16 protein-coding genes are annotated in these 15082 nt (G+C 68.6%); 3 read left to right on the forward strand and 13 right to left on the reverse strand.

Annotated elements, in window-relative coordinates; genetic code table 11:
• Window positions 1-47: 47 nt before the first annotated feature.
• The 5 genes from dinG to aroE all read right to left on the reverse strand — a co-directional run bounded on the left by dinG (window position 48) and on the right by aroE (window position 4254).
• Window positions 48-2108: an ATP-dependent DNA helicase DinG gene (dinG, locus tag AC1DCJ_RS07560; protein WP_128098228.1), complete on the reverse strand. Its 2061-nt coding sequence runs from the start codon at window positions 2106-2108 to the stop codon at window positions 48-50.
• 181 nt (window positions 2109-2289) lie between these two features.
• Window positions 2290-2607 (reverse strand): hypothetical protein, encoded by a 318-nt coding sequence (locus AC1DCJ_RS07565; protein ID WP_313245093.1) that lies wholly within the window; start codon window positions 2605-2607, stop codon window positions 2290-2292.
• Entirely contained in the window at window positions 2604-2972 is a 369-nt protein-coding gene (locus AC1DCJ_RS07570; RefSeq protein WP_478070579.1) for a hypothetical protein, read from the reverse strand. Before AC1DCJ_RS07570 ends, AC1DCJ_RS07565 begins: the two co-directional genes overlap by 4 nt.
• A 75-nt stretch (window positions 2973-3047) precedes the next feature.
• On the reverse strand, window positions 3048-3404 hold the full coding sequence (locus tag AC1DCJ_RS07575; protein ID WP_241658992.1) for a hypothetical protein: 357 nt from the start codon (window positions 3402-3404) through the stop codon (window positions 3048-3050).
• A 4-nt stretch (window positions 3405-3408) separates the two neighbouring features.
• Window positions 3409-4254, reverse strand: coding sequence for a shikimate dehydrogenase (gene aroE / locus AC1DCJ_RS07580; RefSeq protein ID WP_038685641.1), 846 nt, complete (start codon window positions 4252-4254; stop codon window positions 3409-3411).
• 54 nt (window positions 4255-4308) lie between these two features.
• On the opposite strand from aroE, the gene AC1DCJ_RS07585 reads away from it, so the two are divergent.
• Window positions 4309-5181: a TolB family protein gene (locus AC1DCJ_RS07585; protein WP_478070580.1), complete on the forward strand. Its 873-nt coding sequence runs from the start codon at window positions 4309-4311 to the stop codon at window positions 5179-5181.
• A 15-nt stretch (window positions 5182-5196) separates the two neighbouring features.
• On the opposite strand, the gene AC1DCJ_RS07590 is transcribed toward AC1DCJ_RS07585, so the two are convergent.
• The 4 genes from AC1DCJ_RS07590 to AC1DCJ_RS07605 all read right to left on the reverse strand — a co-directional run bounded on the left by AC1DCJ_RS07590 (window position 5197) and on the right by AC1DCJ_RS07605 (window position 7835).
• Window positions 5197-5466, reverse strand: a complete 270-nt coding sequence (locus AC1DCJ_RS07590) for an SHOCT domain-containing protein (RefSeq protein ID WP_313425003.1) — start codon at window positions 5464-5466, stop codon at window positions 5197-5199.
• A 34-nt stretch (window positions 5467-5500) separates the two neighbouring features.
• The gene (gene hemB / locus AC1DCJ_RS07595) at window positions 5501-6490 is read right to left on the reverse strand and encodes a porphobilinogen synthase (protein WP_038685636.1); all 990 of its coding nucleotides are present in this window, start codon (window positions 6488-6490) and stop codon (window positions 5501-5503) included.
• 39 nt (window positions 6491-6529) lie between these two features.
• Complete coding sequence (locus AC1DCJ_RS07600) at window positions 6530-7447, reverse strand: bestrophin family protein (RefSeq protein WP_478070581.1); 918 nt, start codon at window positions 7445-7447, stop codon at window positions 6530-6532.
• 139 nt (window positions 7448-7586) lie between these two features.
• Window positions 7587-7835, reverse strand: coding sequence for a hypothetical protein (locus AC1DCJ_RS07605; RefSeq protein ID WP_038685632.1), 249 nt, complete (start codon window positions 7833-7835; stop codon window positions 7587-7589).
• A 222-nt stretch (window positions 7836-8057) separates the two neighbouring features.
• Between AC1DCJ_RS07605 and AC1DCJ_RS07610 the strand changes: the two genes are divergently transcribed.
• Window positions 8058-8525: a hypothetical protein gene (locus AC1DCJ_RS07610; RefSeq protein WP_137190730.1), complete on the forward strand. Its 468-nt coding sequence runs from the start codon at window positions 8058-8060 to the stop codon at window positions 8523-8525.
• Window positions 8526-8634: 109 nt separating this feature from the next.
• On the opposite strand, the gene AC1DCJ_RS07615 is transcribed toward AC1DCJ_RS07610, so the two are convergent.
• The 4 genes from AC1DCJ_RS07615 to AC1DCJ_RS07630 all read right to left on the reverse strand — a co-directional run bounded on the left by AC1DCJ_RS07615 (window position 8635) and on the right by AC1DCJ_RS07630 (window position 14285).
• Window positions 8635-10449 carry a DUF885 domain-containing protein gene (locus tag AC1DCJ_RS07615; protein ID WP_478070582.1) on the reverse strand — a complete coding sequence of 605 codons (1815 nt, stop codon included), beginning with the start codon at window positions 10447-10449 and terminating at the stop codon, window positions 8635-8637.
• A gap of 81 nt (window positions 10450-10530) precedes the next feature.
• The gene (locus AC1DCJ_RS07620) at window positions 10531-11046 is read right to left on the reverse strand and encodes a cytochrome c oxidase assembly factor Coa1 family protein (RefSeq protein WP_428711815.1); all 516 of its coding nucleotides are present in this window, start codon (window positions 11044-11046) and stop codon (window positions 10531-10533) included.
• Window positions 11047-11091: 45 nt separating this feature from the next.
• Window positions 11092-13320 (reverse strand): S9 family peptidase, encoded by a 2229-nt coding sequence (locus AC1DCJ_RS07625; RefSeq protein ID WP_478070583.1) that lies wholly within the window; start codon window positions 13318-13320, stop codon window positions 11092-11094.
• A gap of 275 nt (window positions 13321-13595) precedes the next feature.
• A complete protein-coding gene (locus tag AC1DCJ_RS07630; RefSeq protein ID WP_137190734.1) occupies window positions 13596-14285 on the reverse strand; it encodes a glutathione S-transferase N-terminal domain-containing protein in 690 nt (229 codons plus the stop codon).
• Between the two features lie 109 nt (window positions 14286-14394).
• Here AC1DCJ_RS07630 and AC1DCJ_RS07635 point away from each other — a divergent pair, with 109 nt between their 5' ends.
• Window positions 14395-15030 carry a TIGR00645 family protein gene (locus tag AC1DCJ_RS07635; RefSeq protein ID WP_038685622.1) on the forward strand — a complete coding sequence of 212 codons (636 nt, stop codon included), beginning with the start codon at window positions 14395-14397 and terminating at the stop codon, window positions 15028-15030.
• The last annotated feature ends 52 nt before the right edge of the window (window positions 15031-15082 follow it).

Raw genomic sequence — 15082 nt, forward strand, 5'->3', positions numbered from 1 at the left:
CCTGCGTGATGCCGTGCAGCCACGCATGGCGTGGCTCTACCGGTTTCCTACCCGATCACCCGCTTGAACGGCGGCAACGCGTCGATGATGCGCTTGCCGTAGCGGCGGGTCAGCAGGCGCGAGTCGAGGATGATCACGCGGCCGGTGTCAGTGGACGTGCGGATCAGGCGGCCGGAGAACTGGGTCAGCGTGCGCAGCGCGTGCGGGATCGCGATCAGGTTGAAGGCGTTCAGGCCACGGCTTTCGAACCACTCGCTCAACGTGGAGGTCTGCGGGTCGGTGGGCACCGCGAACGGTACCTGGGTGATCACCACCGTGGTGCACGCCTCGCCGGGCAGATCCAGGCCCTCGCCAAACGAGTTCAGCCCGAACAGCACCGAGCCTTCGCCGGCAGCGGTGCGCCGCAGGTGTTCGTCGATCATCTTCTGCTTGGCGCCCTCACCCTGCACCAGCATCAGCTTGCGCTGCGCGGCGGGCATCAGCTCGGCCACCTTTTCCATCTTCCAGCGCGAGGTGAACAGCACGATGCTGCCCTTGCCCCAGTCCAGTTCCTTGACCAGGTACTTGGCCACTTCCTTGGGATGGCGCTCGCGGTCGTCCGGGGTGACCGGGAACGCGGGCACGATCAGCTGGGCCTGGTTGGGCAGGTCGAACGGCGACGCCAGCGACACCATCTCGGCTTCGGCCGGAATGCCGTTGTCGATCGCCAGCGACTGGAAATCGCCGCCGCCGGTAAGCGTGGCCGAGGTCATCACCACAGAGTCCACTTCGTCCCACAGCAGCTTGCGCAGCACGTGCGCGGCCGACACCGGCGACCCGTGCAGGATCAGGTCGCCGTCGCGCGACAGGGTGATCCAGCGCGCCATCGGCGGTTGGCCTTCCTTGTCTTCGCGGCGCCAGGCCGTCCACAGGTTGTGCTGCTGCTCGATCATCTCCAGCGCCATGCCCAGGTTGCGCTGCAGGCGTTCGCGCGCGGCGTCCTCGGGCTTGCCCTTGGCTACTTGAGCCAGCGCGGCATGGGCCCAGTTGAACAGGCTGCGGGTGTCGTCGGCGATGGCCTCGATGTCGGCCATCCAGATCTCCGGCAAGCGCCCGTTCGGGGCGCGCCACATCGGTTCCTGGGCGGCCGGGTCCGGGCGCCAGCTGCGGTCGATGACGTCGCGGAACGCCTTGAGCTGCTTGCTGACCTTGGCCGCGGCTTCGATGGCTTCGTTGGGCAGCAGGTTGCCCAGCTTGTCCTTGTCCACCGCGCGGTAGGAGGCGGCGATCAGCACCTGCAGGCGGCCGGTGCGCTTGGCCATCTCGTCCAGGGCCAGGCTGGCCGCGCCCTGGTCGATGGCCACGCTGCCGATATGGTGGCCTTCGTCGAGCACCAGCAGCATGTCCGAGGGCGGGGCGATCAGCGGCTGGCCGTTGTCGCTCTCACCGATGGACAGCGCCGACAACAACAGCGCGTGGTTGGTGACCACGATCTGCGCCTCGCGCACGGTGTTGCGTGAGCGCAGCACCGCGCACTGCGCCGAATAGGCGCACTTGCGCCCGGCACAGCCGGACGCCGGGGTGGTGATGCGCGAGCGCAGCGTGTTGCTGATGGTCTCCGGGGCGTTGTCGAGGTCGCCATTCCAGCGCCCTTCCAGGAAGTCCTTGCTCAGCTTCTGCGCCAAGTCCATTTCAATCGGTGCCAACGGCCGGTCGAACAGCGGTTGCTCGTCCTCGAACATGCCCTCCTGCGCGCCATCGCCATGTGCTTCGGCGGCATTGCGCGTGCACAGGTAGCGCGTGCGGCCCTTGGCCAGGGCCACCGTGGCCTCGATGCCGGTGGCCTTGAGGAAGTTGGGGATGTCGCGCTCGAACAGCTGCGACTGCAGGGCCACCGTGCCGGTGCTGATCACCAGCTTCTTTTTGGTGGCCAGCGCGATCGGCACCCCGGCGGTGAGGTAGCCCAGCGACTTGCCCACGCCGGTGGGGGCTTCGACCACGCCGACGCCGCCGCTGTGCGACAGCGCACGCGAGACCACGCCGATCATCTGGCTCTGCGACCGCCGGGTGCTGAAGCCGGGGGTATTGGCCTGCAGCTTGGCGTAGGCATCGCGGATGGCGGCCTTCATCTCGTCGTTCAGCGCACGCGGGGCTTCAACTTTTTCGGTCACGCCAAGAGCTACCTGCCTGGATCACGGCGGGTATTTTCTCACGAGCGGAGCGTCTGAACCGGCGCGGATTTCCGCGCCGGTTCAGATCCGGGATGCAGGTCCGGTGCCGGAGCAACCGGGGACACGCATGGCCGGGGCCTCAGCGCCGACGCAGCGCGGCCAGCAGGGCCCAGACCAGCACGATCAGCCCGCCGCTCTGTGCCAGGTACAGCGACTCCACGGCGTCCGAACTGCCGGAAAGCAGGGCCAGCAGGATCCGCACGATGTCCAGCGCCGTGCCGCCCAACAGCAACGCGGCACCGACCAGACCGATGCGCCCGCCGCGGCGCCGCACGAACGGCCGCAACGTCACCAGCAGCAGCACCGCCACCCCCAGCACAGTGACGTGCTGCAGCAGCTGCGTTACGTGCATGGGGCCCACCATCATCAGACCGGACAGCGACAGCGGCGGACTCATGCGCCTTCTCCTGCAGAGCCTGCCAGCGCCTGCCGCAGTGCCCTGCCAAGCACCACCACGGCAGCGGCAAGCAACAGCGTCCGGGCCCAGCCGAAGGCGCCCAGCAACAGACCCAGCGACACCTCACTGCTGATGAAGGACATCAGCATGAACAGCGAAGCATCCCACAGCACCCCCACGGCGGGAGCCAGCAGCAGCGCGCCCGCCGCCCATAGGCCAAGGCGTCGCCCCGGCTGCGCGGGCCGCCGCAACAGCAGCACCAGCGCCACCAGACCCAGCACCGGCATCAGCACCCCCGGCCTGGCCAGCCACAGCACGCCCTGCAGTACCAGCCCCCACAGCACACCCATATCAGACAGCGTCATCGGTCCACCTCCTTGTGTGTGAATTCCTTTGCTGCCAACCCCGCAGCACGTCGGGCCGGAACGCCGGCCCGATCCTCAGCCAGCAGCCGCCGTCGCGTGGCGGCTGCGCAGCGTGCGGGTCAGGGCCCACACCAGCAGCACCACCCCGACCGCATTGAGCAGGCCCAGCACGAAGTGACCCACGCCCAGCCACATCGACAGGCTGCGGATCGACTCGTAGTTGCCCTGCTGCACCATCCACATCGGCACCAGGTTCAACACCAGCCCGGCCACGGTCGCCACGGCCAGCAGGATCAGCGACCACAACGCCACGTCACGCACGGCGGTGCGCGGGGTGTCGATGACCCAGACCACCGAGACGGCCAGGGCAATCAGGATCGGCAGGCGCGTGGCGGTCATGCCCAGCACGGAAATCAGCAGTTCCATGTTCATCGGCTCAGTCCTCGCCGGCCAACGCGTGCTCGGCGCGCAGCTCGGTGTACACCGGGTCGGTCTGCGGGCGCACCGCATGCCACTGCAGGAAGCTCTCGGCGGCCTGCTCGACCAGCATGCCCAGCCCGTCGACCACGTTGCGGCAGCCGGCCGACCGCGCCCACGCGGTGAAGCCGATGGCGGCCTCGCCGTAGTTGAGGTCCACCGCGGTGGTCATGCTGTTGACCAGCCCCAGCGGCAGGGTGAATTCATTGGCGCGGTCGCGCCCGGCCGAGGTGGCGTTGATGATCAGTTCGAAGTCGCCCAGCTCGCGGATGTCTTCCCAGTAGCGGGTGATGGCGCGGCCGGGTTCACCCATGGCGTCGATCAGCGCGTCGGCGCGCTCGGGGGTGCGGTTGACCACCACCAGTTCCAGGATGCCGGCATCCAGCAGCGCCGGGGCGACGCTGCGCGCCGATCCGCCCGCGCCGATCAGCAGGGTGCGGCGGCCGCGCAGGTCCAGGCCGTGGCGGTCGGTGAGGTCGCGCACCAGGCCGATGCCATCGGTGGTGTCGCCGTGCCAGCGGTCGCCCTTGCGCAGCAGCGTGTTGACCGCGCCGGCGCGGCGCGCGCGCGAGGTCAGCGTGGTGCACAGCGCGAACGCTGCTTCCTTGTGCGGGGCGGTGATGTTGGCGCCCACGCCGCCTTCGGCCGCGAAGGCCTCCAGTGCGGCGGCGAACGCGTCCGGGCTGGCCTCGATGGCGCGGTAGTCCAGCGCGATGCCTTCCTGGCGGCCGAACGCGGCGTGGATGCGCGGCGACTGCGAGTGGGCGATGGGCTGGCCAAATACGGCGTAACGATCGGCGGTCATGGGTGTGTCTGCTCCGGGCCTAGAATGGAACGCAAACCCCCAACGGAAGCGGCTATGCGCACTCCATTGTCACTGCTCGCGCTGTGCGCCAGTTTACTCTCCACGCCGCAGGCGATGGCGCTTTCCGAATTCGGCATCGAGGGCATGGGCGTGGTGTCGACCAAGGCCAACGAGGCCCAGGCCACGATAGCCCCGGACGGCCAGCGCATCGTGTGGGCCTCCGACCGCGCCGGCGGTGCCGGCGGCTGGGACCTGTGGCAGGCGGTGCTGCGCGACGGACGCTGGCAGGACCCGACGCCACTGGCCTTCAACACCGGCAGCGATGACACCGACCCCTACTTCAGCCACGACGGGCGCTGGCTGTACTTCGCCTCCAACCGCAGTGGCGGGCGCGGCGGGTTCGACCTGTACAGCGTGGCGGTGCGTGGCGACGGCAGCTTCGGGCCGGTGATGGCGCTGCCGATGACGATCAACACCGCCGCCGACGAGCGCCGCCCGGCCCTGCGCCCGGATGGCCAGGCGCTGCTGTTCGCGCGCAATGGCACCGGCACCCACGGCGGCTTCGACCTGTATCGGGCCACCGTGCAGGACAAGGGCTTCGGGGCGGTGGCCGCGCTGCCGGCCCCGCTCAACAGCGCCGCCGACGAACTGGGGGGCGCGTGGCTGGGCAACGATGGCGCATTGGCCCTCACCCGGGTGACCGGCGGGCACGCGCAGGTGTGGGTGGTGGGCTGCGATTACCGCCAACCGGCCACGCCGCTGGTGCTGTCGTTCAACACGGCCGATGGCCAGACCGGCGCACCGGTGGTGGATGCCGCCAAGCCGACCGAGCTGGTGCTGGCCGGCATGGCCCGCGCACCGCGTGCCGGCGGGCTGGACCTGTACCGGATGAAGGCACCGACCGCACCGGGCGGTGCGTGCCGCTGAGGAGAATCGATGCGGTCAGCGCGGCGCCAGCAACGCGGCGCGCTGCCGTTCGTACTCCGCTTCGCTGATGTCGCCGTGGTCCTTGCGCTGGTTCAACGCGGCCAGCTGCGCCTGCAGTTCGGGCGACAGCTGCGCCTCACGCGCCACCCGGGCGGCGGCGGACGGCTGTTCCGGCGGGCGCTTGGCCGCGCGCAGCACGCCGCGGATGACCAGCCCGATCACCGCCGCGAACACCACCACTCCAGTGCCCCAGGTCACCCATTGGACCCATCCCATCGTCTGCATCGTCATCGTCCTGTCGGCGTAGTGGCGCGTATTGTCAGCGTTCGCGCAGCCAACGCGCCACCTGCGGGGCGAAATAGGTCAGCACGCCATCGGCACCGGCGCGCTTGAACCCGATCAGCGACTCCAGCACACAGGCGCGCTCGTCGAGCCAGCCGTTGGCGAAGGCGGCCTTCATCATCGCGTACTCGCCACTGACCTGGTAGGCGAAGGTCGGCACGCCGAACTGCTGCTTCACCCGGCGCACCAGGTCCAGGTACGGCATGCCCGGCTTGACCATCACCATGTCCGCGCCCTCTTCCAGGTCCAGTGCGATTTCGCGCATGGCCTCGTCGCCGTTGGCCGGGTCCATCTGGTAGGTCTTCTTGTCGGCCTTGCCCAGGCTGGCCGAGCTGCCCACCGCGTCGCGGAACGGGCCGTAGAAGGCCGAGGCGTACTTGGCCGAGTAGGCCATGATGCGCACGTTGACGTGGTCATCGGCATCCAGCGCGCGGCGGATGGCGCCGATGCGGCCGTCCATCATGTCCGACGGCGAAATGATGTCCACGCCGGCGGCGGCGTGCGACAGCGACTGCTTCACCAGCGCGGCCACGGTGATGTCGTTGAGCACGTAGCCCTTGTCATCGATGATGCCGTCCTGGCCATGCGTGGTGTACGGGTCCAGGGCCACGTCGGTCATCACCCCCAGCTCGGGGAAGCGCGACTTCAGCGCGCGGATGGCGCGCTGTGCCAGGCCGTTTTCGTCCCACGCGGCGGCCGCGTCCAGCGACTTGCCGGCCGGGTCGATCACCGGGAACAGGTCGATCACCGGAATGCCCAGCTCCAGCGCCTCTTCGGCCACCTTGAGCAGCTCGTCGATGGACAGGCGCTCCACGCCCGGCATCGATGCCACCGGCGCGCGGCCTTCCCGCTCATGCACGAACACCGGGTAGATCAGGTCGTCGGTGGTGAGCGTGTTCTCGCGCATCAGGCGGCGCGAGAACTCGTCGTGACGCATGCGGCGGGGGCGATAGTCGGGGTGGGCCATGGGGATGCTCCGTAACGGTATGCGGGGGGCGCGGCAGGATTACTGCAGCAGGTAACGATGCGGTTGCAGCGGCGCGGGCAGCGGGTCCACGCCGAGGCTGTCGAGCAGGTCGATTTCGATGGTGCGCACCAGCGCGTCCAGCGGCAGGTCGTTGGGCTCCAGCCCGAACGGCTCTTCCATCTCTTCGCCCAGCTGGTCCAGCCCGAAGAAGGCGTAGGCCAGCACCGCCGACACCACCGGGGTGGCCCAGCCCAGCGAACTGGCCAGGCCGAACGGCAGCAGCACGCAGAACATCCACGCGCAGCGGTGCAGCAGCAGGGTGTAGGCGAACGGCAGCGGGGTGGACAGGATCCGCTCGCAGCCGGCCTGGATGCTGGACATCGCGTGCAGGCGCGTTTCGAACTGGGCGTACAGGATCGGGTCGAGGCGGCCGGCACGCAGCGGTTCGGCCAGGTCGGCGGCGATCATCGCCAGCAGCTGGTCGGGTGCGTTGAGGCGCGCGCCGAAGCGGACGTGGTCGTCCTCGGCCACCCAGGGCAGCGCGGCCAACGCGGCGTCACCGCCGCGCAGCTTGGCCGCCAGCGCATGCGCAAACCCRATCCCGAGCCGGCAGATGCGATCGCGACGCGGCGCGTCGTCGGCCAGCAAAGCGCTGCACAGCCGGGCCAGGCTGCGCGATTCGTAGACCAGCTGGCCCCACAGCTTGCGGCCTTCCCACCAGCGCTCGAAGCAGGCGTTGTTGCGGAAGCTCAGGAAGATCGACAGGACCAGGCCGAGCAGGGTGAACGGCGCCACCGAGACGCGTTCGATGCCCGGCGGGTGCCAGACCTCGGCGAAGGCGGCCACGGCAATGGCCAGCACCAGGATCGCCAGCACCTTGGGCGCCACCGCCGGAACGATGGAGCCGCGCAGGATGTACAGCAATTGCCAGCCGTGGGGGCGGGGACGAATGATCATCGAAAGCGGACATGGCGCCTGGAAAGGCGTGGGCCAGTGGCGCAACCGCCCCGGCAGCGGCTGATTGTACGCCCCTGCACGCGGCCGCCTGCCCGCTGCGACCGATGGTCGCAGCCCGGGTCGCAGCCGTCGGGTCGGCTCAGATGATGCCGCCGCCCAGGCCCAGCCGGACGATGCCCACCACCACCACGATGCCGTTCAGCACCAGCCCGGCCCAGGCCCGGCCGCGCTTGCTGGGGTGGGTGAACAGGATGCCCAGCGCGGCGATGACCGCACCGACCGCCGCGAACGGGATCAGGAACCAGTTGCCCCAGCCCAGCAGCGGGATCAGGGCCAGCACCATCCACAGCAGGGCCAAGATGCCCCACAACAGACTGATCAATCCCATGCCAGGCTCCTTGAATGACGGTGGCGCCACCATAGCCCAGATCCGGGCCGTCGGCGCCGAACCTGACGCGTTCATCGGCCCATCCGTGCCGGCCATCGCAGCAGTGTCGTGACGATCACCCGCAGGGTGCTAGCGTGGTACTCAGAACGTTGGCACCGATTCAGTTGCCAGCGCCGATGATCGCGCCACGGGCCACCGGTCCCTACCGAACAGGGGTGATGCATGAACATTCGAACGATTGCCGTACTCGGCGTGCTGCTGGCTGTAGCCGGCTGCGCCAGTACCTCCAAGGTGATGCTGGGCCAGGCGCGTGCGCCGGTGGACCCGGCCAGCGTGCAGATCTACTCGACCCCGCCGGCAGGCTCGGTGGAAATCGCCCAGCTGGAATCGTCCAGCGCGGTCGGTTTCGGCACCCAGGGCCAGACCGATGCAGCGGTGATGCGGCTCAAGCGTGAAGCGGCCGCCCTGGGCGCCAACGGCGTGATCCTGATGGGCGTGGGCTCCAGCGGCTCGCCGGTGGGCATGTCGGTGGGCGGTGGCAGCTACGGCTCGCATGTGGGCGGCGGTGTCGGCATCGGCATTCCGACCACGCAGAAGCGCGCGGCCGGCGTGGCGATCTGGGTACCCAACCCGGCCGCACCCACGGCTCCGGCGCGCCTGCCGACGCAGACGATCACGCCGACCCGGTAACCGGTAGGCCACGACCGTTGGTCGTGGCGGCCCCGCAACGGCGCACCGACCAACGGTCGGTGCCCACCGGGGTGGTTGGAACACCGACCGTCGGTCGGTGTTGGCCAGATCAGCGTTTTGCAGGTGCCTTGTACTTCGGCACGAACACCTCGTTGACCGCCTGCGCCAGCTGGTCCGGCGGCAGCAGCCCCTGGTCGAGCAGGAAGTTGTTGAAGGCCAGACGGTCGAAACGCTTGCCCAACGCCAGTTCGGTCTGCATGCGCAGTTCCAGGATCCGCGTGTAGCCGTAGAAGTAGCTGCCGGCCTGGCCGGGCATGCGCACCATGTAGCGGTCCAGTTCCTGGGTGGCCATCGCCTTGGACAGGCCGACCTCGTCGATCAGCACGCGCTCGGCGTTGGCACGGTCGATCAGGCCCAGGTTGAGCATCGGGTCGAGCATGGCGCGCGCGGCGCGCAGCAGGCGGAACTGCAGCGCGATCAGCTGCCCATCCAGCGGTTCGTACGGCACCATCTCCGCTTCGGCATACAGCGCCCAGCCTTCGACGTTGACCGAGTTGAAGGCGAACATGGTGCGCGCCAGCGAGATGCCGCGTTCAACCATCGCGGTGAACTGCAGCTCGTGGCCCGGGCGGCCTTCATGCGCGCTCAGCGTCCAGGCCGCCGAACCGAAGTTGAAGTCGTCGTACTGCGCGGCCTTGTCGCCGGCGGCCGGGTTGCCCAGCGGCAGCACGAAGGTGCCCTGCTGGCCGGTGTTGCCCACCAGCGGCGCCGGCAGGAAGTGCGGGGCCGGCGAGGCGGCGCTTTCGGCGGCCGAGCCCAGGCGCATCTGCATCGGGCGCTGCGGCACGTCGACGATTTTTTCGCGGCGGATGATCGGGTCGATCGCATCGATCACGCCGCGGTAGTGGTGCTCCAGCTGGTCGTCGGCGATCTTGTCGCCCTTCAGCGCGCGCACCACCGCCACCGGATCGGTGGGGTCGGTCACCTTCAGGCCCTTGGCCTGCACCACCAGCGGCGACAGCTGGCGCATCGCCGAGCGGGTTTCCATGAATTCCAGCTGCGCACGCTGCATCAGCACCGCCGGGGCGATGTCGATGCCCACGCGCTTGAGCTGGTAGGCGTACAGCGGCTCGGGCAGGCGCGCGTCGGTACGGGCCTTGGGCAGCACGTCCTTGCGGGTCCACTCGCGGTATTCGCGCAGCTGGGTGGCAATGGTTTTGAGCGCCTCGTCGGCGCCGGCCACCTTGTACTTGCCGAACAGCTGTTCGATGCCGGTGATGTAGGTGTCCACGTTGGCCAGCGACTGCTCGACCTCGATCTTCGTGGGCTGCAGCAGGCTCGTGTCGCCCAGGCGTTCTTCGTAACGCTGGCGCGACAGCGTGGTGACCGGCTGGCTGCCCGGGGCGAGGCCGGCATAGGCCTTCAGGCGATCCAGCGCCTTGGCGCGGCGCTCGGCCGGCACCTGGTCGGACAGCAGCAGGTTGAGGCCACTGAAGACCGTCTGCGGGGTGTCGCTCCACGGCAGCAGGTACTTCTCGTTGAGCTCGCTGCCTTCGATGTTCTGGCTGGCGGCGGCGACCATGATCGCCAGGTCCTGGCGCACGTTCGGGTCACGCTCGGTGGCCAGCTTGGCCTGCAGCTCGCTGCGTGCCTTGGCCATGGCCGCACGGTAGCGCGCGCCGTTGTCCGGGCCGAAATCGGCGACCTTGTCGTCGTAGCCGGGCACGCCGAAGAAGCCGGTTTCCTCCGGCTGGAACGGGCCCTGCGCATCCAGCAGGATCTGCGCCAGCTGGTTGCTGCGGGTGACCCAGGCCGGGCTGGACGGCGCCTTGGCGGCGGCTGCCTTGGCGGCCAGGGCCGGGGGTGCGCTCAGCGCGGCGGGAACGGAAAGGGCCAACGCGACGGCAAGGACAAGCGGCTTCATGCAGGACTCCCGATGACGGATGCCCGTGACCCTACGCACTCGGCGCACGGGCGGCAATCGGTCGGAGGTCATGCGCCCGCCTCAAACCTTCAGTGGCGGCGCCAGCGCCGGGCATTCGCCCTCTGCACGGCAGGCCTCCAGCGCGCATTCGGTGGCCGCCTCGACATCATCCAGCGCGGTCAGGTCGATCGGTTCGGCGTCCTTGACCAGCACGTAGAGCATGGGATAGTCCCACCGGCCCTGCTCGCGCTCGGCCTGCAGGAACAGCCGGCCTTTGCCGCGCGGGCCGCTGAGGTGGACCACGAACTGGCTGGAGCCGACCCCGGTGCTGCTGGTTTCCAGTTCGCCCATCGGCAGGAAGCCATCCTGGATCGGCTCGCCCAGGTGCGCCACCAGGTCCACGCTGCAGCGTGCGCGCCGCATGGCTTCTTGATAAGGCTCGCTGCCGCGGCTCCAGTGCGACCACTGCACCAGCATCCACCAGGCCACGCCGGCAAGTGCGGTGATCGTCAGCAGCAGGGCCAGCGGCAGCGCCCAGCGCCAGTGGCGTGCCCACCAACCTCGGGGGTGGGTGGGAAGCGGGGGTGGCAGGTTCATCGGCGTCCTCCTTGTCGTGCCGTTCGAGCGCTACAGCGTCCGTGCTTACGGTGCCAGGCAGCGCCCCAGGAAATCCTCGGCCAGGCGGTAGCGGTGCAGCGCGTTGCTGCCCGACAGACCGTGCTTGGCGCCCGGGTAGGTCATCAGTTCGAACGGCTGCCCACGCTTCTGCAACGCACTCATCAGCGCGGTGGAGTTGGTGAACAGCACGTTGTCGTCGGCCATGCCGTGGATCAGCAGCAGGCGCGAGCGCAGGCCGTCGATATGGGTCAGCACGCGGGCCTCTTCATAGCCCTTCGGGTTGTTGCCCGGCAGGTTCATGTAGCGCTCGGTGTAGTGGCTGTCGTACAGGCCCCAATCGGTGACCGGCGCGCCGGCCACACCGCAGGCGTAGGTGTCTGACGCCTTGGCCAGCAGCATCAGGGTCATGTAGCCGCCGTTGGACCAGCCCTGCACGCCGATGCGCGCCGGGTCCACCCACGGCTGCTGCTTCAGCCAGGCCACGCCGCGCAGCTGGTCGGCCACTTCCACCGTGCCCTGCACGCCGTACAGCGCGCCGCCGAAGTCGCGACCGCGGCGCGGGGTGCCGCGGTTGTCCAGCGAGAACACCACGTAGCCCTGCTGGGCCAGGTACTGGTTGAACAGGTGGTCGCCGCGGCCGGGCCAGCTGTTGGTGACGGTCTGGCTGGCGGGCCCGCCGTACACGTACACCGCCACCGGATAGCGCTTGGCCGGGTCGAAACCGGCCGGCTTGATCAGGCTGTAGTGCAGTTCGGTGCGGTTGTCGGCGGCCTTCAGGGTGCCGAACTCGACCGGGCGCTGGGCCTCCAGGTAACGCGCATACGGGTGCTGCGGATCGGCCAGGTTGTTCTCCACCAGCGTGGCGATCTTCGTGCCATCGGCACGGTGCAGCGAAATCTGCGGCGGGGTGGTGGTGTTGGACCAGCTGTCCACGTACACGCTGGCATTGCGCGCGAAACTTGCGCTGTGCATGCCCGGTGCCTGGGACAGGCGTTGCGGCGTGCCACCCTGCAGCGACACCGCATAGATCTGGCTCTCGCGCGGCGACTCGACCCCGGCCCGGAAGTAGGCCTTGCCGGCCGCTTCGTCCACCGCCAGCAGTTCGTCCACCGGCCAGTTGCCGGCGGTCAGCGCGGTAACGGTCTTGCCGTCATCGGAGATGCGGTAGAGATGCTCGAAACCGCTGCGCTCGGACGACCACACAAAGCCGCCCTGGGTGAGGAAACGCAGGCTGTTGTGCAGCGGCACCCAGGTCGTGGAGGTTTCGGTGACCAGCGTGTGTTGCTTGCCGCTGGCCAGGTCGACCTGGACCAGCGCCAGGTGCTTCTGATCGCGCGACTGGCGCTGGAAGGTCAGCCGTTGCGGATCGCGCCAGTCCACGCGCGCCAGATAGATGTCCGGGTTGGCCCCCAGGTCGACCCAGCGCGGTGCGGCATCGGCCTTGGGGGCAATCACCGCCAGCGTCACGGTCACGTTGTGGTCGCCGGCCGCGGGGTAGCGCTGTTCGATCATTTCGGTACGGTCGGCGTACATTTCGTAGCGCTTCTGCACCGGCACCGGGCGTTCGTCGATACGCGCAAACGCGATGGCCGAGTCGTCCGGGGCCCACCAGTAACCGGTGTGGCGGTCCATCTCTTCGTCGGCGACGAACTCGGCCACGCCGTTGCCGATGGTGTCGCTGCCATCGCGGGTCAGCTGGATCTGGCGGCCGCTGGCCAGGTCGATGACCCACAGGTTGCGCGCGCGCACGAAGCTGACAAAGCCGCCCTTCGGCGACAGCTTGGCGTCGGTGGCAAAGCCCTCCCCGTGGGTGAGCTGGCGCACCGCGGCCGTGCCTTGCTTGGCCAGGTCATACAGGTACAACTCGCCGCCCAGCGGGAACAGCAGGGTGTGGGCGTCGGGCGACCATTGGTAATCGACAATGCCGGTCATCGCGGCGATGCGCTGGCGCTCGCGGCGGGCCTTCTCTTCATCGCTGAGTGTTTCGGTGCCGGGCAGCACCACCTTGGAGTCCACCAGCAGCCGGGTCTGGCCGCTGGCGATATCGAAGCTCCACAGGTCCAGCTGGTTGCGGTCTTCCTGCTTGCCGCGCAGGAAACTCACCTGCGAGCCATCCGGGGCCACCTTGGGTTTCATCAGGGTCGGACCGGACAACGGCAACGGACCGGTGATGGCCTCCAGGGTGAGTTTTTCAGCGTGGGCCATGGTGGTCGAAGCGAGCATGAGGGCGAGCGAGGCAAACAGGTGGCGCATGAAGGGTTCCGGCAAGCGACAGGTCCGCCCCGTTGCCAAGGAAGGCAGGGGGCGGTCAGCCCCCATCCTAACCAAGGCAGTGCGGGAAGGCAGCATGACCTTCTACCCGGGCGCGGCCGTTGCTCGGCTGCCCAGGCTCCGGCGGCCGGGCGCAGCCGGGCAGAGCCCGGCGCTACGGATGGGAACGCGCCCGCACGTAGAGCGGGGCTCTGCCCCGCTGCCTTTGGCTCCGRCGGCAAGGCGCAGCCGGGCAGAGCCCGACGCTACCGGGTTTGTCAGCGCTGGCCGAACAGGTGCTTGCGCTCTGCGTCGCTGAGCGGCTTGCCGGCATCAGGGTTCACCTGCTGGCGCAGCGCATAGGCGCGCTGGGTGGCCGGGCGTGCGGCGATCGCCTCATGCCAGCGCTTGAGGTGCGGGAAGGCGGCAAAGTCCACGGGCAGCTTGTCATACGCGCCAATCCACGGGTAGCTGGCCATGTCGGCGATGCTGTACTCCGCGCCGCCCAGGTAGGCACTGTCGGCCAGGCGCTTGTCCATCACCCCGTGCAGGCGGCGCACTTCGTTGTTGTAGCGCTCGATGGCGTAGGGAATCTGCTCGGGCGCGTACACGTTGAAGTGGCCCATCTGCCCGCTCATCGGCCCCAGCCCGGCCATCTGCCAGAACAGCCACTCCAGCACCGCCACGCGGCCACGGCTGTCGGCCGGCAGGAAGCGACCGGTCTTCTCGGCCAGGTACAGCAGGATCTCACCGGATTCGAACACGCTCTGCGGCGCGCCGCCATCGGCAGGCTGGTGGTCGACCAGCGCGGGCATCTTGTTGTTGGGCGAGATGGCCAGGAATTCCGGCTTGAACTGGTCGCCAGCGCCGATGTTGACCGGCTTGATCTGGTACGGCAGGCCCAGCTCTTCCAGCAGCAGCGTGACTTTGTGGCCGTTGGGGGTGGGCCAGTAATACAGATCGATCATGGCGACAGCACTCGCGGATGAGGAACCCCGAGTCTAGTGCGTCAGTTGGGTGGCAGGGTCACGGCGGACCCGTTACCCTGCCGCGTCTCCCGCAACGCAGCATTCCAGCATGAGCCCCACTCCCCGGCCCATCAGCCCCCTGTCCTCCCTGATCTTCGCCTCGCGCTGGCTGCAGCTGCCGCTGTACCTGGGCCTGATACTGGCCCAATGCGTCTACGTGTTCCTGTTCGGCAAGGAGCTGTGGCACCTGCTGCACCAGGCCAACGCCATGGGCGAACAGGAAATCATGCTGCTGGTGCTGGGCCTGATCGACGTGGTGATGATCTCCAACCTGCTGGTGATGGTGATCGTGGGCGGCTACGAAACCTTCGTCTCGCGCCTGCGCCTGGAGAACCACCCCGACCAGCCGGAGTGGCTCAGCCACGTCAATGCCAGCGTGCTCAAGGTGAAACTGGCGCTGTCGATCATCGGCATCTCCTCGATCCACCTGCTCAAGACCTTCATCGCCTCCGGCAACCTGGACGGTCTGCCGTTGTGCAGCAGTCCTGATTACATCCTGGCCGTGCAGACCGCGATCAAGACGATTGGCCCGAGCGCCGAAGCCGCGTTCAAGTGCACCACCATGACCTCCACCGGCGTGATGTGGCAGACCATCATCCATTGCGCCTTCATCCTGTCGGCCATCGGTATCGCCTACACCGACAAGCTGATGAGCGGCACGCCCAGCAAGGCGTCGGCGCACTGACACTTGCCGGGCAGCGCCGGCATCGGTCACGATGCCGGCCTGCCCTCGCCGT

The organism is Stenotrophomonas sp. 10N36 (assembly GCF_056395005.1).